The organism is Sporomusa sp. (assembly GCF_035561255.1).
In the GTDB taxonomy this organism is placed as follows: Bacteria; Bacillota; Negativicutes; order Sporomusales; family Sporomusaceae; genus Sporomusa.
This window is the reverse complement of the sequence record NZ_DATMXX010000204.1, coordinates 1-19642: the sequence shown is the minus strand read 5'-3', so window position 1 is coordinate 19642 and position 19642 is coordinate 1. Positions and strand designations below refer to the sequence as shown.

17 protein-coding genes, 1 riboswitch and 2 other annotated features are annotated in these 19642 nt (G+C 48.8%); of the genes, 15 read left to right on the top strand and 2 right to left on the bottom strand.

The genetic code is table 11. The features are described 5' to 3' along the window. Positions 1-11: 11 nt before the first annotated feature. Positions 12-3404, top strand: a complete 3393-nt coding sequence (locus tag VN379_RS11290; RefSeq protein WP_414714990.1) for a DNA polymerase III subunit alpha — start codon at positions 12-14, stop codon at positions 3402-3404. On the opposite strand, the gene VN379_RS11285 is transcribed toward VN379_RS11290, so the two are convergent. Beyond that, on the bottom strand, positions 3394-3978 hold the full coding sequence (locus VN379_RS11285; protein ID WP_325533833.1) for a YdcF family protein: 585 nt from the start codon (positions 3976-3978) through the stop codon (positions 3394-3396). The two genes, VN379_RS11290 and VN379_RS11285, sit on opposite strands and share 11 nt — an antisense overlap. A gap of 219 nt (positions 3979-4197) precedes the next feature. Between VN379_RS11285 and VN379_RS11280 the strand changes: the two genes are divergently transcribed. Both VN379_RS11280 and VN379_RS11275 read left to right on the top strand, forming a co-directional pair. Next, complete coding sequence (locus VN379_RS11280) at positions 4198-4983, top strand: electron transfer flavoprotein subunit beta/FixA family protein (RefSeq protein WP_325533831.1); 786 nt, start codon at positions 4198-4200, stop codon at positions 4981-4983. Positions 4984-5003: 20 nt separating this feature from the next. Next, positions 5004-6203, top strand: coding sequence for an electron transfer flavoprotein subunit alpha (locus VN379_RS11275; RefSeq protein WP_325533829.1), 1200 nt, complete (start codon positions 5004-5006; stop codon positions 6201-6203). A gap of 65 nt (positions 6204-6268) precedes the next feature. On the opposite strand, the gene VN379_RS11270 is transcribed toward VN379_RS11275, so the two are convergent. After that, positions 6269-7171 (bottom strand): DMT family transporter, encoded by a 903-nt coding sequence (locus VN379_RS11270; RefSeq protein WP_325533827.1) that lies wholly within the window; start codon positions 7169-7171, stop codon positions 6269-6271. Between the two features lie 291 nt (positions 7172-7462). Here VN379_RS11270 and VN379_RS11265 point away from each other — a divergent pair, with 291 nt between their 5' ends. From VN379_RS11265 to thiT, 12 genes are all read left to right on the top strand, one after another. Beyond that, positions 7463-8200 carry an HAD family hydrolase gene (locus VN379_RS11265; RefSeq protein ID WP_325533825.1) on the top strand — a complete coding sequence of 246 codons (738 nt, stop codon included), beginning with the start codon at positions 7463-7465 and terminating at the stop codon, positions 8198-8200. Beyond that, positions 8193-9143: a phosphatase PAP2 family protein gene (locus VN379_RS11260; RefSeq protein ID WP_325533823.1), complete on the top strand. Its 951-nt coding sequence runs from the start codon at positions 8193-8195 to the stop codon at positions 9141-9143. Before VN379_RS11265 ends, VN379_RS11260 begins: the two co-directional genes overlap by 8 nt. Before the next feature lie 23 nt (positions 9144-9166). Next, positions 9167-9425, top strand: a binding site (T-box leader). A 218-nt stretch (positions 9426-9643) separates the two neighbouring features. Further along, a complete protein-coding gene (gene trpD / locus VN379_RS11255) occupies positions 9644-10657 on the top strand; it encodes an anthranilate phosphoribosyltransferase (RefSeq protein WP_325533821.1) in 1014 nt (337 codons plus the stop codon). 149 nt (positions 10658-10806) lie between these two features. Continuing rightward, positions 10807-11490, top strand: coding sequence for a phosphoribosylanthranilate isomerase (locus VN379_RS11250; protein WP_325533852.1), 684 nt, complete (start codon positions 10807-10809; stop codon positions 11488-11490). Further along, entirely contained in the window at positions 11423-12217 is a 795-nt protein-coding gene (locus tag VN379_RS11245) for an indole-3-glycerol phosphate synthase TrpC (RefSeq protein WP_325533819.1), read from the top strand. The genes VN379_RS11250 and VN379_RS11245 overlap by 68 nt, the downstream gene beginning before the upstream one ends. After that, on the top strand, positions 12210-13394 hold the full coding sequence (gene trpB, locus VN379_RS11240) for a tryptophan synthase subunit beta (protein ID WP_325533817.1): 1185 nt from the start codon (positions 12210-12212) through the stop codon (positions 13392-13394). Before VN379_RS11245 ends, trpB begins: the two co-directional genes overlap by 8 nt. Next, complete coding sequence (gene trpA / locus VN379_RS11235) at positions 13391-14182, top strand: tryptophan synthase subunit alpha (protein ID WP_325533815.1); 792 nt, start codon at positions 13391-13393, stop codon at positions 14180-14182. Before trpB ends, trpA begins: the two co-directional genes overlap by 4 nt. Continuing rightward, complete coding sequence (gene trpE / locus VN379_RS11230; RefSeq protein WP_325533813.1) at positions 14182-15678, top strand: anthranilate synthase component I; 1497 nt, start codon at positions 14182-14184, stop codon at positions 15676-15678. Before trpA ends, trpE begins: the two co-directional genes overlap by 1 nt. Then, entirely contained in the window at positions 15675-16265 is a 591-nt protein-coding gene (locus VN379_RS11225; protein WP_325533811.1) for an aminodeoxychorismate/anthranilate synthase component II, read from the top strand. Before trpE ends, VN379_RS11225 begins: the two co-directional genes overlap by 4 nt. Positions 16266-16303: 38 nt before the next feature. Next, positions 16304-16570 (top strand) — a binding site (T-box leader). Positions 16571-16607: 37 nt separating this feature from the next. Beyond that, complete coding sequence (gene pheA, locus VN379_RS11220; RefSeq protein ID WP_325533809.1) at positions 16608-17441, top strand: prephenate dehydratase; 834 nt, start codon at positions 16608-16610, stop codon at positions 17439-17441. A 116-nt stretch (positions 17442-17557) separates the two neighbouring features. Next, positions 17558-18388: a carboxylating nicotinate-nucleotide diphosphorylase gene (gene nadC, locus VN379_RS11215; RefSeq protein ID WP_325533807.1), complete on the top strand. Its 831-nt coding sequence runs from the start codon at positions 17558-17560 to the stop codon at positions 18386-18388. A gap of 300 nt (positions 18389-18688) precedes the next feature. Next, a riboswitch (TPP riboswitch) is annotated at positions 18689-18789 on the top strand. A gap of 61 nt (positions 18790-18850) precedes the next feature. Continuing rightward, positions 18851-19489, top strand: coding sequence for an energy-coupled thiamine transporter ThiT (thiT, locus tag VN379_RS11210; protein ID WP_325533805.1), 639 nt, complete (start codon positions 18851-18853; stop codon positions 19487-19489). Positions 19490-19642 lie beyond the last annotated feature (153 nt).

Sequence of the window (19642 nt, the reverse complement as noted above, 5' to 3'; positions counted from 1 at the left end):
TGCTAAATCTTATGTTTGTCCATTTGCACAACCATACCGAATATAGTTTATTAGACGGGGCCGGACGAATTGCAGACCTGGTACGCCGGGCGAAAGAAATGGGGATGCCGGCTGTTGCCATGACTGATCATGGCACAATGTACGGCACTATTGATTTTTATAAGCAAGCCAAGAAGCAGGGGATTAAGCCAATCATTGGCTGCGAGGTATATGTTGCCCCCCGTTCGCGGTTTGATAAAGCGGCGGTTGAGGGCGAGTCGTATTATCACCTGATTCTGCTTGCCGCCAATGAGCAAGGGTACCGTAACCTAATTGAGCTGGTATCCCGGGGCTATAGCGAAGGTTTCTATTATAAACCCCGCATTGACCGGGACATACTGCGCAGTCACAGTGAGGGGCTTATCGGCTTAAGCGCTTGTATCGCTGGCGAGGTTCCAGCGGCTATCTTGCGGGGGGATCTGGATAAGGCAGAAGCTCTTGCTAGCGAGTACCGCGAAATATTTGGCCCAGATAATTTTTATATTGAGCTTCAGGACCATGGCATGCCTGAGGAAAAACAGGCAAACCAGCATCTGGTAAAATTGGCGAAAAAATTAGGGCTTGGCCTTGTTGCCACCAATGACGCCCATTATATCAACAGAGAGGATGCTGAATGCCATGATGTTTTGCTCTGCATTCAGACCGGCAAGACTGTTGATGACCAAAACCGGATGAAATTTCCCAGTAATGAGTTTTATCTGAAAAGTCCGGCTGAAATGGCCGAGCTTTTTGCTGAATATCCCGAAGCGCTGGTCAATACCTGCAAAATTGCCGAGCGTTGCGATGTTGCGTTTGATTTTGATAAACTCTATCTGCCCGATTTTCCTACCCCGGATGGAATAAGTGATGATGAATACCTGACTCAGTTGTGCCGTGAGGCCATTTGCAGGCGGTATACTGAGGAAACACCTGAGATAACGGCCCGGCTTGACTTTGAGCTTGATGTTATTAAAAAAATGGGTTATGCCAGTTATTTCTTGATTGTCTGGGATTTTGTCAATTATTCCCGGAGCCAGTCCATACCTGTTGGTCCGGGGCGTGGTTCAGCTGCCGGCAGTATTGTGGCTTTTTTGCTAAGGATTACTAATATTGACCCGCTTAAATATGGTCTGCTGTTTGAACGGTTTTTAAATCCGGAACGGGTATCTATGCCTGATATTGATATTGATTTTTGTTATGAACGCCGTAGCAAAATCATTGAATATGTTGTAGCCCGTTATGGCAGCGACCGGGTGGCGCAGATTATTACCTTTGGTACGATGGCGGCCCGGGCAGCTATCCGTGATGTGGGACGGGCCTTAAACCTGCCTTATGGCGAGGTTGACCGGATTGCCAAACTGGTGCCGGCCGAGCTAGGCATAACCCTGAAGAAGGCATTAACAGCCAATCAAGAGTTAAAAGGCTTATATGATACCGAAGCTACGGTGCGCAAACTTGTCGACCTGGCTATGGCGGTAGAGGGCTTGCCGCGCCATGCCTCAACCCATGCGGCCGGTCTGGTTATTGCGAGGGAACCGCTGACTCACTTTGCGCCACTGCAGGTATCAAGCGAAGGGTTTGTCACCACCCAGTTTGACAAAGACCGGGTTGAGGAGATCGGCCTCTTAAAGATGGATCTTTTGGGGCTTAGAACTTTAACTGTAATTGGGGATGCTATCCTATCAATCAAAGAGAACCGGGGTGTGGATCTTGATATTGATCAGATCCCCCTGGCCGATACTAAAACCTGTGTGATGTTGTCGACCGGCGACACATCCGGAGTATTTCAGATGGAGTCAAGCGGCATGACCAATCTGGTGAGAGACCTTAAGCCGGAGCGGTTTGATGATCTTATCCCACTGGTAGCACTTTACCGCCCAGGTCCGCTTGGCAGCGGCATGGTATCGGATTTTATTGACGGCCGCCACGGGAAGAAGGTTGTTACTTATTTACACCCTGTGCTTGAGCCTGTTTTGAAAGATACCTTTGGCGTTATTTTGTACCAGGAGCAGGTTATGCAGATTGCCTCGGTGCTGGCAGGCTTCTCGTTGGGACAAGCCGACCTCTTGCGCCGCGCGATGGGTAAAAAGAAACATGAAGTGCTGGCCGCTCAACGCGAATCTTTTCTTAAAGGCGCAGCTGACCGGGGGTTTGATGCCAAACTGGCCCATGAGGTCTTTGATCTCATGACCCATTTTGCTGATTATGGGTTTAATAAATCCCACAGCGCCGCTTATGCGCTGGTTGCATATCAGACGGCTTATCTTAAGGCTCACTTTCCTCAAGAATTTTACGCTGCCTTGTTAACAAGCGTAATGGGGACCAATGATAAGGTCGGCTATTATATTGAGGAATGCCGGCGGCGGGGGATTTCTGTTTTGTCGCCGGATATTAACGCCAGCGGCAAGTCGTTTTCTGTTGACGGAGAGGCGATCCGGTTTGGTCTGGCCGGCGTCAAAAATGCGGGTGGTAATGCCCTGGAGAGCATTATTGCGGCCCGGCAAAAGGGCGGCAAATTTACATCGCTTGTTGATTTTTGCTCCCGTGTCGATATGCGGGTAGTGAACAAACGGGTGATTGAGAGTTTAATCAAATGCGGTGCGTTTGATTCGCTGAAAGCCCGGCGTTCGCAGTTGTTAGAGGTGTTGGAGCAGGCTGTGGAGGTGGCTGGCTGCCGGCAAAAAGACGCAGCCAGTGGACAATTAGGCCTGTTCGGTGAGGATACCCTGGATTGTGTGAATGATGTAATTCTGCCTGATATACCTGAATTGCCGCAGGAAGAATTGCTGGCGCTGGAAAAAGAGATAACCGGTTTTTATGTAACCGGTCATCCCCTGGATAAATATCGGGTTAAGCTCTCATCCCTGCCAGGGCTTGGCAGTTTAGCCGAAGGCCAGTATACTGACGGGCAGCCGATCCGGGTGGGCGGGCTGATTGCCAGTGCTAAGCGCATTAATACAAAAAACGGCAGCATGATGTGTTTTGTTAATCTTGAAGATTTCACCGGGCAGGTAGAGGTTATCGTATTTCCCCGGATTTTTGAAAAAACAGGTCGCCTGTTGGCACCGGATTTGCCGGTGCTGGTTTCCGGGCGTCTTAACATCCATGAAGAAGGTGCAAAGATTATGGCTGATGACATAACCCCGCTCAGTGGTGCCGGGGCAGAGGTCAGAATCACGTTGCGCAAAGATCAGGAAACGCCTGCTACCCTGGCCGGGCTAAAAAAGCTGCTGAATAAATATACCGGGCCATCTGCCGTTTATTTGCATCTGGTTGACAGTAAACGCGTCATTAAAACCGAGCGGGATTTCTGGATTGAGCCGTCACCGGCAGCTTTTAGCGCCATTGAAGGTCTCTTGGGCAAAGGGGCTGTTACTACTTGTTAAGCATTAAAAGTGACAGCATTGCCGCGCCTTCCCTGGCATATTGCTTGGCTGCAAGATAAGCATTGTCTGCCATAGGGGCCGGTGAACCGCTGGCTTCGATGCCTAATTGCTGAGCAAGTACCAGTGAGCGTCTGATATGTGAGGCGTTAGAGACAATGATGGCCTGACGAAAGCCGTGTTCGCGCATAATGTTTTTAGAATAAAGCAGGTTCTGATACGTATTGTAGGATTTATTTTCCACATAGATTCTCTCGGCTGGAATGCCTTTGTTGACAAGGTAATTGCGCATAACGTCAGCCTCGCTGGCTATTTCATCCAGACCCTGAGCACCACTCACAATGATGAACGGGGCAAAGCCCTGAGTATATAGCTGGATTGCTTCATCAAGCCTAAGCCTAAGCATGGTGCTGGGCTGATCGTCGATCAGTTTGGCCCCCAATACGATAATTGTATCGCTGGGAACAGGTTTGGTTAAGTAACCAACGGCAACAATGGGTATTTCAACAACTGCCACAGTAATGACTACAAGCAGTAACAGATAGCGTCTCAGTTTTTGGTTTAAAAGTAGCTTCATAGTGATAATGCCTCCGGAGATATTTATGGGTACCAATTTTATTATAGCACTATGGGCAACTGTTGCGTGCTAATTTACGTGCTAATTTAATGGTTTTAAAATTTGAGAAATTTTCAGGAGTTATACAAAAAATGTTGCAGTGTGCCAGTAAATAATATTAGAATAAGAGATGTTATATTTTGTTATCATTATTTGATATTTACAACAGGGGGACGTGTGATGGAAATAATCGTCTGTGTCAAACAGGTACCAGACACTACTGAGGTTAAAATTGACCCGCAGACCAATACATTGATTCGCCAGGGCGTACCAAGCATTGTAAATCCTTTTGATAAAAATGCGGTAGAAGAGGCATTGCGGCTAAAAGAGAAGCATGGCGGCCGGGTAACCGTAATCTCTATGGGGCCGCCGCAGGCTAAAGATGCTCTAAAAGAGTGTATTGCCCTGGGGGCTGATGAGGCTATTCTGCTGAGTGACCGTGCCTTTGGCGGCGCCGACACGCTGGCTACCAGTCATACGCTGGCTGCCGGGATCAAGAAACTCGGCAGCTTTGACGTAATCCTTTGTGGCAAACAGGCTATCGACGGTGATACGGCCCAGGTAGGACCGGAGATTGCCGAACACCTTGATATTGCGCAGATTACCTATGTTTCCAAACTTGATATCGCTGATGGACTTGTACGGGCTGAGCGCGAGCATGAAGAGGGCTATGAGATTATTGAGACTAAACTGCCTGTTCTGCTTAGTGTTGTGAAATCAATTAATGAACCGCGCTACCCCAGCATCAAAGGCACCATGAAAGCTAACCGTAAAGAGATACCTGTCTGGACTGCTGCTGATCTTGATATCAACCCGGAACAGATCGGACTTAAAGGGTCACCTACTCAGGTGCGCCGCATCTTTACCCCCAAACAGCGGGTTCAGGGTGAGATTATTCAGGAGGATAACGCCCGCGATGCTGTAACCCGATTGCTGACAAAACTTACTCAGGCTAAAATCATCTGATATCAGGGGGGTTTTATAGAATGGCTGTTAATGTTGATAAAGAGCAATGTATAGGCTGTGGTGCCTGTGTCAGCGCCTGTCCGTTTGGCGCGATTGTTATGGAAGGGGATAAAGCCGTAATTACCGATGCCTGTACAGTATGCGGCGCGTGTATTGATGTTTGTCCCGTAACGGCGATTAGTCGCCCGGCTGCCGGAGAACCGGCAACTGACACCAGCGACTATCAGGGTGTTTGGGTATACATTGAACAGTTTGCAGGCAAGGCCCGCAATGTCGGACTGGAACTGCTGGGAGAAGGCCGTAAGCTGGCTGAGGCTATGGGGCAGCCATTAGCGGCTGTCGTCATTGGCGAAGGTGTTGAGCAGCTGGCCAAGGACATGTTTGCCAGCGGCGCCGACAAGGTATATTTGGTAGAAGGCGCAGAATATAAGCATTATAGTACTGACGCTTATACAACTGCTCTTACTGATTTAATTAATACATATAAACCCTCGGTTATTCTTATGGGAGCGACCAATGACGGACGCGACCTTGGGCCGCGGGTGGCATGCCGGGTTGGCACAGGTCTAACTGCCGACTGTACCAGCCTGGGTATTGATGAAGAAACAGGGCTTGTTGCCTGGACGCGTCCGGCGTTTGGCGGCAATATTATGGCCACCATCCTCTGCCCTAACCATCGTCCGCAGATGGGTACAGTCCGGCCCAATGTATTTAAGCGCCCTGTGCCGGATGTGTCCCGCAATGGTGAGCTTGTGCGTGTTGCCGGCAAGATAAAACAGCAAGATATCCGTACCAGGCTTATTGAAATCCTCTCACTTAGCGATGCGGCAGCCTGCAATCTGGAAGAGGCTCAGTTTATTGTCGCCGGTGGCCGGGGAATGGGCAAACCAGAAAACTTTGCACTCATCGAAGAATTGGCTAATGTTCTGGGCGGTGCAGTCGGTGCATCCCGCGCCGCTGTTGATGCCGGCTGGAAACCCGCTATTCACCAGGTTGGACAAACCGGTAAAACAGTAGCCCCCAAAGTCTATATTGCCTGTGGCATCAGTGGTGCCATCCAGCATTTGGCCGGCATGTCGACATCGGACATCATTATTGCCATCAATAAGGACGCTGATGCGCCGATCTTTAAGTCGGCCAACTTCGGTATTGTTGGCGATGTATTGGAAGTAGTGCCTGTGCTGATTGAAGAGATTAAGAAAATTAAGCAAGCCTGTTAAAGGTGAAACAAATATCCCGCACTCCGGAAGTTCCGGAATGCGGGATTTGTTTTTGGGGGATTAGCTTAGGCAGACTTATTGCAATTTTCTTCAGGATGTTCCATGCTCTTGCTTCTGGCATCATACAGGCCGGCCAAAATGATGCCAGCGCCAATGAACTGTAACCAGCCAAACGTCTCGCCCAGGAAGTAGTAGCCGGCACCAACGGCAAATACGGGTGACAGGTTGTTATACAGCGATGCCGTGGTGCTGCCTGCTTTGGCAGTTCCCCAGATCCAGAGACAGTTGGCCAGACAGAGGGGAAATATGCCGGAGTATAAGAAGCTGGCCCAGCCTTGCCAGGGCACCGACTGCCAGTCAACAGCCACTACTGCTGGCAGGGAAATAAGTGCAAACAATCCGGTGGAAATCAGCAGAATATAGGCCGTCACCTGATAGGCTGAATAGGTGGCAGCCAGCGGTCTGGAAAAGACCGTATAATAGCCATAACTCAGTGAGGCGGTTAAGAGCAGCAAAGCGCCTAACAGATGATCGCCGCTGAGGCTGACTTCTTTGCCTGTTCCGGCTACCATTAATGCTACACCGGCAAGGGAAATAATGATTCCCCGAATCACCCCTGGTTTGACTCTTTCCAGGTGGTGGAAATGGTTAATGATGGCGATGCTGACAGGGAGACAGCCCAGAATTAACGATGAATTGCCGGCTGTGGTCAATTGGATGCCAAAGGTAAAAAACAGCTGAAAAAAGAAGAACCCCAGACTGGATATGATGAGCGCTTTGCGATCCTCAATCCGGAGTGGTACCCAGTTGCATAAACGCCGTAAGATAAGCCAGCCGATCATTAAAGCAGCAAATAAACGCACAGCATTGTAAGGCATCGGTGGTATATACAAAAGTCCGATTTTCATTACAGGCGGGTTTAATCCCCAGAGAAATGCAACAAGAACCAATGTTAAATGTACGTGCATGTCAACACCTCACTATACATATACCATGAAAACGTTAGGACTCCTGCTTTGGGTAAACTATATATTTCGCAATAAAGAAGTTTGCAGGCGCAGGCGGGAGGTGCATTGACAACACTCCACCGCTGGCGCTTGACTTCCGCTTTTGCCAACACACCTCCCGCCTGCAAAACTTTATGCGTTGTATATAGGAATATTAAGTTTTAGGGACACGTGTCTCTGCTATGACTTGGCTTATGTTCATTTTTCTAGTAAACTGAGTTGTAAAAGACTATACCGAAGGAGTACCATTACATGATAAAAAGTGTATTATTCGATCTTGATGGAACCCTGTTGCCGCTTAATCAGGACGAGTTTTTGCGGGAATATCTGAACCACCTCGGTGCGCGGGTTGCTGATATTGCTGACCCTAAAAAGTTTATCAGTCAGTTATTAGCCTCTACTGCAGTCATGATTAGAAGCCGGGATAAATCCAAGACCAATCAGCAAGTGTTCTTTGAAGACTTTTTGCCGAACATTGGCGTAACGCCTGATGTTTTGATGCCTGTACTCGAAGATTTTTATCAAACAGACTTTGTGTTGGTCAAACCAACGACCAAGTCTAATACCAATGCCAGGCAGGCTGTTATGGCAGTAGCTGAGCTAGGGCTTGACGTAGTTGTAGCGACAAATCCGATATTTCCTATTAGCGCCATTCGGCAGCGGATTGACTGGGCCGGGGTAGGGGATGTAGAATTTGCATTTGTTACTTGCTATGAAGATTGTCATTTTTGCAAACCGTATCCCGAATATTATCTGGAAATAGCTGAACGCATCGGGCGTAAGCCGGAAGAATGCCTGATGGTGGGAAATGATGTTATCGAGGATTTAGCGGCAGCTAAGGTTGGTATGAAAACCTACCTTGTTACCGATTGCCTGCTAAATTCGCAAGCGGTGGCAGCAAAGGCCGATTATCAGGGAACACTGGCAGAACTGGCCGCAACAATCACCGGGATTATTAGGGCTGAAAATGGGATAAGGGCTAATGAATGAGCTATTGCGTTATGGCTTGGATATAATTGTCTTTGTGCAGCAAATGCGCAGTCCGGTTGCCGATACCGTATTCCGGGGTGTAACGCTGCTGGGACAAGAAGAGTTTTACCTGCTGGTATTGCCAATTATCCTTTGGTGCGGCGATTTACGGATTGGAGTACGGTTATCTTTTGTTGTATTATTATCGCATTACGTAAATATATCGATAAAGGATATCCTAGCGCAGCCGCGCCCTTTTGCATTCCGGCCCGAGATTCAGCTTTTTCCTGCTGGCGGCTACAGCCTGCCCAGCAACCATGCCCAGACGGGGTTGGTGTTCTGGCTTGGTTTAGCAAAGCTGTCCCAAAAGCGTTATTTATGGCCAATGGGCGCCAGCATAGCAGTATGCATTGGTTTTTCCCGCATCTATCTGGGGGTGCACTTTCCTACCGATGTACTGGCAGGCTGGATTCTGGGACTAGTATTGCTTATCAGCTGTGCTTTGGCCGAGCCGCTGCTGGTCAATTGGATTATCCGGCTAAGACCATGGCAGCAGGGCCTGCTTGCCCTCATGGGGCCGATATTGTTATTTTGGCTGCACCCTGGCAAAGACAGTGCTTCGATTGTTGCGGCGCTATCCGGGGCCGGTATTGGTCTGATTATCGCGCGGCACTATGTTACTGCCGGTGGGGTGGTACCGCAGGGAGAGTGGGCTAAATTGTCTGGCCGGGTTGTAGTGGGGTTAACAGGTTTGTTCATTATTTGGGCAGGTTTAAAGATTGTGTTCCCACACGAAAAACACGCTTATTTTTTACTGTTCCGTTATATCCGCTACTGGCTGGCAGGATTATGGCTTACTTTAGGTGCGCCGTGGCTATTTAACCTGCTTGGTCTTGTGCCGTCAGGTATAAACACGAAAAAATCAGGAAAAAATACGCTTGACAATACAAAAACAATAAGATAGAATAACTATAAAGTTAAATACTGTAAATAGCTGTGAACAGGACGAGTACATATGTACACTATAGTTCAGCGAGCCGGTGACCGGATTTTCCGGAGGTGTGATGACCGGCCTAGAGAGCATCTGGAATGGACCTGTGAGCTGCCCCCCAAACGCATTTTGCCAGTAGGCTGGGCCGGACGCCGTCGTTAACAGGCTAGGGTATCGGATGTAATTCCCGTACCTGAACAAGGGAAAGTTTAGGCTTTTCAAAAAGGGTGGTATCGCGACCATTTCGCCCCTGGGGTGAGATGGTCGTTTTTATTTAGCCTAAGCTTTCCAAATTAGGGTGGTACCGCGGACCATTTCGCCCCTGAGGTGAAATGGTCTTTATTTTTTTGCCCATTAGAATTTTTAAAATTCGATTCTGTGACCAAGGGATAAGAAAAGTCCAAGGTTTCTGCCGTTGTCCTAAAAGGACTTGGCACAAGCCAAGCTTTTCTAATAAAGGAGGCTGGGGGTTCATGTTAAAAGACTATCTTGCGCAGGCCGTCGCAGGCCAAAACCTCTCCCGGGAAGAGGCCAGAGCTGCTATGCAGGTAATTATGTCAGGCCAGGCAAGTGAAACGCAAATCGGCGCTTTTTTAACAGCCATGCGCATGAAGGGGGAAACAAGCCTGGAGGTTGCCGGCTTTGCAGAGACAATGCGCAGTCATGCAATCAAGGTAAAGTGCGATGCAAAGAAGTTAATTGATACCTGCGGTACTGGCGGCGATAAACAGGGAACTTTCAACATCTCGACAGCAGTCGCCTTTGTCCTGGCAGGCGCCGGACTTAGTGTCGCCAAACACGGTAACCGGGGTGTGTCCAGTTCCTGTGGCAGCGCTGATGTGCTCAGCGCACTGGGGGTAAAGCTGGAATTACCGGCTGCAGCCTTAGCTGAGGCCATTGATACTATTGGGGTAGGCTTTATCTTCGCACCTAATTTTCATCAAGCCATGCGGTATGCGGTCAATCCCCGGAAAGCATTAGGCTTTCGTACTGTGTTTAACCTGCTAGGACCGCTGACCAATCCAGCAGGGGCGAATTGCCAGCTGATTGGGGTATATGCCCCCGATTTAACACTAAAAGTTGCTCAAGCACTGGCAGAGCTGGGCGTAACAAGTGCAATGGTTGTTCACAGCCTGGATGGACTTGATGAAATATCGACAGCAGCGCCAACGCAAGTGGCCGAAGTACGGGGCAGTGAAATTCGTTCTTATATGATTAACCCGGAATTATATGGGTTTAAGCGCTGCACACTTGCTGATTATCTGGGTGGAACGGTTGAGGACAATGCCCGGATTGTTATGCAGCTCCTTGCCGGTGAGCCTGGCTTTAAACGCGACATTGTCCTGATGAACGCTGCGGCCGCCCTGGTCGTGGCCGATGCGGCAACCGATATCAGCGAAGGGATACAACTGGCTGCTGTAAGCATTGACAGCGGGGCAGCATTAGCTAAACTCGACGCGTTAAAGGCGTTAACTCAGAATTACTAGTACTATATATTCCGCATTAAAGAAGTTTGCAGGCACAGGCGGGTGGTGTGTTGACAACGCTCCACCGCTGGCGCTTGACTTCCGCTTTTGCCAACACACCACCCGCCTGCAAAAACTTTAACGCGTTGTATATAGGTTAAGGAGGGCTTATCATTATCATAAAGATTTGTGGTATCAGTACAATAGACACTGCAGTGGCAGCGCGGGATGCCGGTGCAGACCTGATTGGTTTTGTATTTGCCGCCAGCCGGCGGCAGATTGCCGTGGAAAAAGCACGGGACATTGCCTGCCAGGTTTCAGGGATTGGCAAGGTTGGTGTATTTGTTAACGCACCACTTGCCGAGGTGCAGTCGATTGCGCGGGAATGCCGGCTGGACTATGTTCAGCTGCATGGTGATGAGTCACCGGCATACTGCCGTTTAATCGGTTATCCGGTGATTAAAGCTTTTGGCATCAGCCCGGGATTTAGTGCAGCAGCTTTTGCAGGCTATCAGCCTGGTTGGACCTTGTTTGACAGTTTCAGCGTTGGGCAGCAGGGGGGAACAGGTATACCCTTTGATTGGCAGCAGGCATTAAGCGTAATCAGGCAGGTGCCAAGACCATTTATGGTAGCCGGAGGGCTGACACCCGGCAATGTCGTAGAGGCCATTCAGATACTTGCGCCTGACGGTGTTGATGTATCCGGCGGTGTAGAAACAAATGGGGTTAAAGACAGCAAAAAAATAGAGCGGTTTATTACCGCAGTCAGGAGCATGGAGGTGGCTGATGTTAAACAGAATTGTAGCTCAAACCAGACAAGCGGTAGCGTTAATGAAAAAGGTCACCCCGCTTGAAACAATAAGCGGCAGGCTAACTACAGGCAGCTTTGCTTTTAGTACGGCGATTGCAAGCAGGGACTGGGCGCTTATTGCTGAATGCAAGCTGGCGTCTCCGGCCAAAGGCCTCCTGTGTAAAGATTACACGGTGCCGGAGTTGGCTGTTATTTTTGCCGCTAACGGTGCTGCCGCCTTATCAGTGCATACCAACGCCGCTTTTCGCGGTTGTTTGGACGATATCAGACAGGTAAAAGCTATTGTCAGCTTACCGGTGTTATGCAAGGAGTTCATCATTGACGGGTATCAGCTCTATGCGGCCAGAGCGGCAGGGGCTGATGCGGTCCTGCTGATTGCCGCTGTATTGTCGGACAGTGAGCTTCACACCTTGTCACAGCTTGCAGCTAGCCTGGGGCTGGACTGTTTGGTGGAGGTGCATACCCTGTCGGAGCTTATCCGGGTAAAACAGACAGGTGCCAGGCTGGTGGGGATTAATAACCGGGACTTGCAGACATTTACAACTAATATTGAGCAGACGTTCAGGCTATTGCCTGATTGTGAACCAGGCTGGTTAATGATCAGTGAGAGCGGGATTAAAAATGGCGAGGATGCATTAAAGCTGAAAAATGCCGGTGTAAAGGGAATTTTAGTTGGCGAAGGGCTGGTTACAGCTCCTGATATGCCTGCTAAGACGTGCGAGCTGGCTTTGCATAGTTTACAACATGAGGGGAGATGTCAAAATGCCTAATGATAATGGAAGGTTTGGACAATATGGCGGCCGGTTTGTCCCGGAAACTGTGATGCCAGCCCTTATTGAGCTTGAAACCAATTACCGCAGGTTAAAAGAAGATGCTGCGTTTCAGTCTGAGGTGGATTTTTATCTTAACGAATATGCGGGCCGGCCAACAAAGCTCTATTATGCGGCTAAGTTAACCCAGCACTATGGCCGGGGGAAGATTTATCTGAAGCGGGAAGACTTGCTCCACACCGGTGCGCACAAGATTAATAACGCCATCGGTCAGGCGCTGTTGGCGCGGCAGATGGGAAAAAAACGCATCGTCGCCGAGACGGGAGCAGGTCAGCATGGGGTGGCCTGCGCCACGGTAGCTGCGCTGTTTGGTCTGCAGTGCTCTGTGTTTATGGGGGCTGAGGATATGGAGCGCCAGGCGCTTAATGTTTTCCGCATGCGGCTCTTAGGGACCAAGGTTGTGCCGGTTACAAGCGGCAGCGGCACCCTGAAAGATGCTACCAGTGAGGCCATTCGCTATTGGGTTACCCATATTCAGGACACTCACTACATTATTGGATCAGTGGTGGGGCCGCATCCATATCCGATGCTGGTTAGAGATTTTCAGGCCGTAATTGGTCAGGAAGTCGCTGCCCAGATTGCGGCTGCCGGCGAAAAATTAAACTATCTGGTAGCCTGCATCGGCGGCGGCAGCAATGCCATGGGGATCTTCTACCAGTTCCGTGACGACCTGTCCGTGACCAAGATCGGGGTAGAAGCGGCCGGAAAAGGGTTACACACCGGCGAACATGCGGCCTCACTGACTAATGGCAATCCCGGTGTGCTGCACGGTGCCTTAAGTTATCTGCGGCAGGACAGTGAAGGTCAGGTTATTCCTGCCTATTCAATATCGGCAGGTCTTGACTATCCGGGTGTTGGGCCTGAGCATTCCCATTTCAAAGACACTGGGAAGGTAACCTATACCGCGGTTACCGACGAAGAGGCGCTGGCTGCTTTTGAGCGTCTGGCACGGCTGGAAGGAATTATCCCGGCGCTTGAAAGCGCCCATGCCCTGGCCTATTTGGAAACCCTGATGCCGCAGACCAAGCCGGACGATGTAATTGTTGTCTGCCTGTCAGGGCGGGGGGACAAGGACGTGCAGATGGTGGCACAGGTAATGGGAGGAGTGGAAGGATGAACATAGCAGAAAAATTTCGTACCCTGAGCGCGACAGGCCGCAAAGGGCTGATTATTTACCTGACAGCCGGGTTTCCCGATTATAGCACTACGCTGCAGGCGGTAAAGGCTGTAGAGTCAGTTGGCGCCGATTTAGTTGAGATTGGACTGCCTTTCTCAGACCCGATGGCTGACGGGCCAATTATCCAGCATGCGGCGACACAGGCGTTGGCAGCCGGGGCTACTGTTGGGAAAGCACTTGAGCTTGTAACACTTCTTAAGCAGGAGACGACAATCCCACTGGCTATTATGACGTACTACAATATTGTGCTGCAGTTCGGGATTGACAAATTTATCAATAGTTTTGCCAAGGCCGGAATCAGCGGGCTGATCATTCCCGATCTGCCTGTCGAAGAAACGGCTGTTGTTGAACCGTCTTGCAGGCAGGCGGGGCTGGACTTAATCAGGTTTATTGCGCCTACGACTACACCTGACCGTTTAAAAACAATTTGCAGTCAGGCTGCCGGTTTTTTATATTGCATATCAAGTACCGGTGTTACCGGTGTGCGCCAGATTGACTATGATCAGCTTGCGCCGCTTATGACCGCTGTGCGCCGGGAGACCGGCCTGCCATTGGCCATGGGTTTTGGCATCGGCAGTCCGGAGGCTGCGTGTCAGGCGGCTAAGTATGCCGATGCTGTCATTGTCGGCAGTGCGGTCATGGAACGGCTAACGAACAGTGGTGTTGAGGCGGTACAAGAGTTCACAAGCGCAATCAGGCAGGCGCTTGATAAGGAGTGTGGGTGCTGATGAAGGCATATCCAGATAAAGAAGATTTCTGCCGGTTGGCAGAGACCTACACGGTACTGCCGGTTTGTTTTGAGCTGTCTACAGATATGGAAACACCTGTTTCAATGTATTACAAACTAGTGGGCGATGCGGCAGGCTTTATTCTTGAAAGCGCTCAAACAGGCAAGACCTTTGGCCGGTATTCATTTATTGGCACCGAGCCACTGGCGTCGCTTACTGCCTACAGCAAACAGGCCGACATTAGTATTGCCGGCTGCGCAGCGCAGGCGGCAGGCAAGCCACACCTGATTCTTAAAAAGTTTTTAGAAAATTTTTCGATGCCGAATCTGCCTGAACTGCCGCCGTTTGCCGGCGGGGCGGTGGGGTATGCCGCTTATGAATCGGTAGCGTCCTGGGAACGGGTATATGGTCTGAACATCCCTGATGATTTACCGCTCATTGAGATGATGGTTTGTAAATATATCATTGTTATGGATCATCTGACCCATTCCACACGCCTGATCAATTTGGTGCAACTTCAACCAGGGGCCCGGGCCGCAGCGGAATATGACCAGGCGCTGCAGGAACTGGCAGGGCTGATGGCTAAACTCAAACAACCTGTCATATTACCTGAAGCCTATCAGGAGGGGAATCAGGCTGGCCTGAGTGACCGGTCTGAAATAAGTTTTGAGCAGGATGAAGCCCTGCTTAAGCAGGACTATATCAATAGGGTGGAGCAGGCCAAAGAATATATTGCTGCCGGCGATATCTTTCAGGTAGTGTTATCACGCCCTTTTCACTATAAACTGACCCAGCACCCGTTTGCGCTTTACCGGCGTCTAAGGCAGGCCAACCCTTCCCCGTACATGTTTTATATTAATTTTGGTGATAAGCAGCTTGTTGGTGCGTCACCTGAACGCCTTGTAAAGCTGGAAGACGGTAAAGTGCTGACCTGCCCGATTGCCGGGACGCGTCGCCGGGGCGGCAGTCAGGCTGAAGACGATCAACTGGCCGAAGAATTACTGGCAGATGCCAAAGAACGAGCCGAGCATGCGATGCTGGTGGATCTTGGCCGCAATGATCTGGGGCGGATCAGTCTGCCGGGAACAGTAACTGTTGACAGGCTGATGGAGGTTGAAAAATTCTCCCATGTCATGCATATTGTCTCAGAAGTGTCAGGTCAGGTTGACCCTGCATTTACAGCTGTTGATGTACTGAGCGCATGTTTTCCGGCAGGAACAGTGAGCGGTGCGCCTAAAGTGCGGGCTATGGAGATTATCTATGAGCTGGAAGGAGACAGTCGTGGTCCTTACGCCGGTGCTGTGGGGTATTTTGACTTTAGGGGAAATATGGATACCTGCATTACAATCCGTACGTTAATTATTGACGGACAGCAGGTCACGGTGCGGACAGGGGCGGGGATTGTCGCCGACTCTGTGCCAGAGCTGGAATACCATGAGATCATGCATAAAGCCCGCGTCTTGATGCAGTTAGTTGAGGAGGCTAAAATGATATGATCTTACTTATTGATAATTATGATTCTTTCACCTACAATGTATATCAGTATGTTGCCAGTTTAGGCCACTCGGTTACCGTCATTCGGAACGATATGGTCTCTGTTGAGGAGATAGACAATGCGGGTTATAGCGGCATTATTATCTCGCCCGGTCCGGGAACACCGGCAAATGCCGGGATCAGCAAAGCGGCTATTGACCGGTTTGCCGGGAAGATACCGATACTTGGGATCTGTCTGGGACATCAGGCTATCGGGGAGGTATTTGGCGGGCAGGTTATCCGGGCACCACAGCCTGTGCATGGTAAAACAGAATATATTATCCATCGGGGCAAAGATCTTTACCAAGGTCTGCCGCAGCCTTTTGTTGCCGGCAGGTATCATTCCCTCATTGTAGAAAAAGCCGGGTTGCCGGAATGTCTGGAGATCACAGCTACATCACAGGATGGTTTGATTATGGGTCTTAGACACCGGGAATATGATGTTGAAGGGGTACAATTTCATCCGGAGTCAATCCTGACACCAAAAGGGATGATGATTCTGGAAAACTTCGCTAACAAAACTAATGCCAAGTCTAAAAAATTCGCTTGAATATCTAACAGACTCATGATATATTAGGAAAAATAGTGTTAATAACTATGAAGAGGAAAAGTAGGTATACTAGTTCCGCTACAGAGAGCCGGGAGGCTGAGAGCCGGCACGGATTGGTCTGCTGAAGTTCACCTTGGAGTTGCTTGCTGAAATCTGCCGGACGAGCGCCGCAGATGGTAGGCGGAGCCGGAGACCTTCACCGTTATCAGCGAAGGGGAGTATCGGTGTTAAGCCTGTACTTTATGAGGTGATCCGTGTGCAGCGGATAACAAAGGTGGTACCGCGAGCTAACTCTCGTCCTTTTACAGGACGGGAGTTTTTATATTTTGGGGAGGGTTATTAATGAGAACAGTTGGTTATCTGGGGCCGCAGGGGACATATTGTGAGGAAGTCGTATTGCAATTATATAATAAGAATGAAGCCTCATTAAAACCTTTTGCGGGTATTGATGCAGTTATTAGAGCAGTTGCATTAGGTGAGGTTGATGAGTGTATCGTTCCTGTTGAAAATTCACTGGAAGGATCGGTTAATATTACATTAGATACTATTGCTCATGATGTTGCGCTATATATTACCAAAGAGGTTGTATTGCCTGTTAGGCATAATTTGCTGGCTAAAAAGGACAGCCAGGAGATTGCCGCCATTCTTTCCCATCCCCAGGCACTTGCTCAATGCCGCAAAACGCTGGCAATCCTCTACCCTCAGGCTAAACTAAAACCGGTTGAGAGTACTGCCGAGGCAGCGAGAATAGTTGCTGCAAGCGATGGCTTATTCGCAGCGGTAGGCAGTTTACAGGCAGGTGACATTTATGGGCTCACCGTATTAGCTGCTGATATTCAGGATAATCAGGCTAATTCGACCCGCTTTATCGGTTTGGAGCAGCAGCCGGCAATCAATCTAACAGGCAAAAGCAAGACAACGCTTGTATGCCAGATCAATGGTGAACGTCCAGGTAGCCTGTGCAATATATTACAGGAATTTGCAAATCGAGATGTCAACCTGTCACGGATTGAGTCACGTCCGGCCCGCACTGGATTGGGTATGTATATTTTCTTTTTTGATATTGAGGGCAGCATGACAGAGAGCAATATTGCTGCCGCTGTAAGCGCAGTTGAAGCAAAATGTTTGTGGTATAAGAACTTCGGGTCATATCCGATTCTATATGTTGCAAAATAAAAAGTCTTTTTTAAGGCAAGGAAAAACATCCCCGGCAGATGGGGATGTTTTTTGTTGGGCGGGATAAAATAGGGAAGAGGTTATTGGCTAGTGTTACGGAAAGGAAGGCTTCTACCATGAATAATCTGGTTGTCGAAGATTTGCTGAGGCAAGCCCTAAAAGAAGATATTGGCGTTGGTGATATTACCAGTCAGGCGATTTTTACAGATGATCACTATTCGGAAGGCTATCTACTAGCAAAAGAAGAGATGGTGCTGGCCGGAAAGGATATTTTTTCCCGGGTATATTCCCTGCTTAGCAGGAATATTAAAATTGCTTTTAGATATAACGATGGAGCCAGTATACCGGCCGGTGAAAAGTTTGCGATTATTGAAGGACCAATTCGCAGCCTGCTAAGCGGCGAGCGGGTTGCGCTTAATTTTCTGCAGCGTATGTCTGGAATTGCTACAGAGACTCGCCGGTTCGTAGAGGCTGTTGGCGATACCGGGGCACTTATTGCCGATACCAGAAAGACGACCCCTGGACTTAGGATGCTGGAAAGATACGCTGTGAAAATGGGTGGTGGCAAAAGTCACCGCTATGCCCTTGACTATATGGCTCTTATTAAAGATTATCATATTCAGGCTGCAGGCGGCATTACTCCGGCAGTCGAAAGAATCCGTCATCATCTTTCGCCTTTTATAAAAATTGAGATTGAGGTCGAAACTCTAGAACAGGTTGAAGAAGCAGTAACTGCCGGTGTGGATGTCATTGCGCTTGAGAACATGTCCATTATTATGATTGAGCAGGCTGTAGAGATTATTGATAATCAGGCTTTGGTGGAAGTAACAGGCAATATTACTCTAGAGCAGGTACCTGAGTTGGCTGCGGTCGGCGTTAATATAATCTCCAGTGGGCTTATTACTCAGTCGGTTAAAGCGGCTGATATAAGTATTAGGTTAGAATAACTACCATAAACATCCGTTAGACAGGCTGTCATACTTATGTTATAGTGTATTTAAAGACAAATGTACTGTGTTAGTAGAAAGGTGATGTACAATGCCGGACATGATGCCGAATTACGTTACTGATACTGGCCTGGACTTAACGAATGATGACTTTATCTTAGAAGATAGCGATAATTCCAATAACTAAAAGACGCATTTGCGTCTTTTAGTTGTTTTTTTGCTATTGTAGGTTTTGTAAATAAAAAACATTTGTATAGTGGTAAAAGATGTATTATGATTAAAATAATCAATGAAAACTGTAAATAGTGCTAGGGGTGCCTTCGGGGCTGAGAAATGGCTTGTCCATTACCCTTTCACCTGATCTGGGTAATGCCAGCGTAGGGAAGCGACGTGACAAATGAGCCGTGTCCCTGCTGGGATGCGGTTTTCTGTTGTTAAAACAATACATAGGAGTGAAAAGTTATGAAACCATCAATTAGTGAAAATATACTTACTGTTATTGCCAGTCCAACAACAATGCTGACGCTGGTTGGCGTGGTAGCGCTGCTGATTGGTCTGATTAAGATGAAGAAAGTCCAGCTCAACGCCAGAGTCATGGCCCATATTGGCCTGGCGATCGCACTGGCTGCTATACTACACGCTTTTCAATTATATAAAATGCCACAGGGAGGCAGTGTCACATTGGGAAGTATGCTGCCAATTTTATTGATGGCAGTTTACTATGGACCTGAAGTGGGGTTTATTACCGGGTTTGTGTATGGGATAGTTAATCTCATTCAAAGTCCTTATATCCTACACCCGCTGCAAGTGCTGTTTGATTATCCGCTGCCATTCATGGCACTTGGTTTGGCAGGCTATTTTAAGGATAAGATAGTTATAGGAACGATCACCGGAATCTTTGCCCGCTTTATCTGTCATTATATCTCAGGAATAGTTTTCTTTGCCAGTTATGCACCCCAGGGTATGTCACCTTATCTTTATTCACTGGTCTTTAATGCTAGTTACTTAGTTCCGGAGTGTGTTATTTGCCTAATTCTTATGCGCATGCTGCCAGTTAAGCGGATGAAAGAGTTAATTAGGTTTGGTCAGAAAACAGTATAATTACTCTACTAATAATAGACAATCCCCGGAACGGGGGTTGTCTTTTTTATTGGCGAGCAAGGAGTTTACTATTGCCAAGCTGAATATATATATTCAGCATTAAAGAAGTTTGCAGGCGCAGGCGGGTGGTGCACTGACAACGCGTAGTATATC

What these genes read in the sequence shown, in the direction of transcription:
- VN379_RS11290 (WP_414714990.1), top strand. Translation starts at nt 12, where the DNA reads ATGTTTGTCCATTTGCACAACCATACCGAATATAGTTTATTAGACGGG.
- VN379_RS11285 (WP_325533833.1), bottom strand. Translation starts at nt 3,978, where the DNA reads ATGAAGCTACTTTTAAACCAAAAACTGAGACGCTATCTGTTACTGCTT.
- VN379_RS11280 (WP_325533831.1), top strand. Translation starts at nt 4,198, where the DNA reads ATGGAAATAATCGTCTGTGTCAAACAGGTACCAGACACTACTGAGGTT.
- VN379_RS11275 (WP_325533829.1), top strand. Translation starts at nt 5,004, where the DNA reads ATGGCTGTTAATGTTGATAAAGAGCAATGTATAGGCTGTGGTGCCTGT.
- VN379_RS11270 (WP_325533827.1), bottom strand. Translation starts at nt 7,171, where the DNA reads ATGCACGTACATTTAACATTGGTTCTTGTTGCATTTCTCTGGGGATTA.
- VN379_RS11265 (WP_325533825.1), top strand. Translation starts at nt 7,463, where the DNA reads ATGATAAAAAGTGTATTATTCGATCTTGATGGAACCCTGTTGCCGCTT.
- VN379_RS11260 (WP_325533823.1), top strand. Translation starts at nt 8,193, where the DNA reads ATGAATGAGCTATTGCGTTATGGCTTGGATATAATTGTCTTTGTGCAG.
- trpD (WP_325533821.1), top strand. Translation starts at nt 9,644, where the DNA reads ATGTTAAAAGACTATCTTGCGCAGGCCGTCGCAGGCCAAAACCTCTCC.
- VN379_RS11245 (WP_325533819.1), top strand. Translation starts at nt 11,423, where the DNA reads ATGTTAAACAGAATTGTAGCTCAAACCAGACAAGCGGTAGCGTTAATG.
- trpB (WP_325533817.1), top strand. Translation starts at nt 12,210, where the DNA reads ATGCCTAATGATAATGGAAGGTTTGGACAATATGGCGGCCGGTTTGTC.
- trpA (WP_325533815.1), top strand. Translation starts at nt 13,391, where the DNA reads ATGAACATAGCAGAAAAATTTCGTACCCTGAGCGCGACAGGCCGCAAA.
- trpE (WP_325533813.1), top strand. Translation starts at nt 14,182, where the DNA reads ATGAAGGCATATCCAGATAAAGAAGATTTCTGCCGGTTGGCAGAGACC.
- VN379_RS11225 (WP_325533811.1), top strand. Translation starts at nt 15,675, where the DNA reads ATGATCTTACTTATTGATAATTATGATTCTTTCACCTACAATGTATAT.
- pheA (WP_325533809.1), top strand. Translation starts at nt 16,608, where the DNA reads ATGAGAACAGTTGGTTATCTGGGGCCGCAGGGGACATATTGTGAGGAA.
- nadC (WP_325533807.1), top strand. Translation starts at nt 17,558, where the DNA reads ATGAATAATCTGGTTGTCGAAGATTTGCTGAGGCAAGCCCTAAAAGAA.
- thiT (WP_325533805.1), top strand. Translation starts at nt 18,851, where the DNA reads ATGAAACCATCAATTAGTGAAAATATACTTACTGTTATTGCCAGTCCA.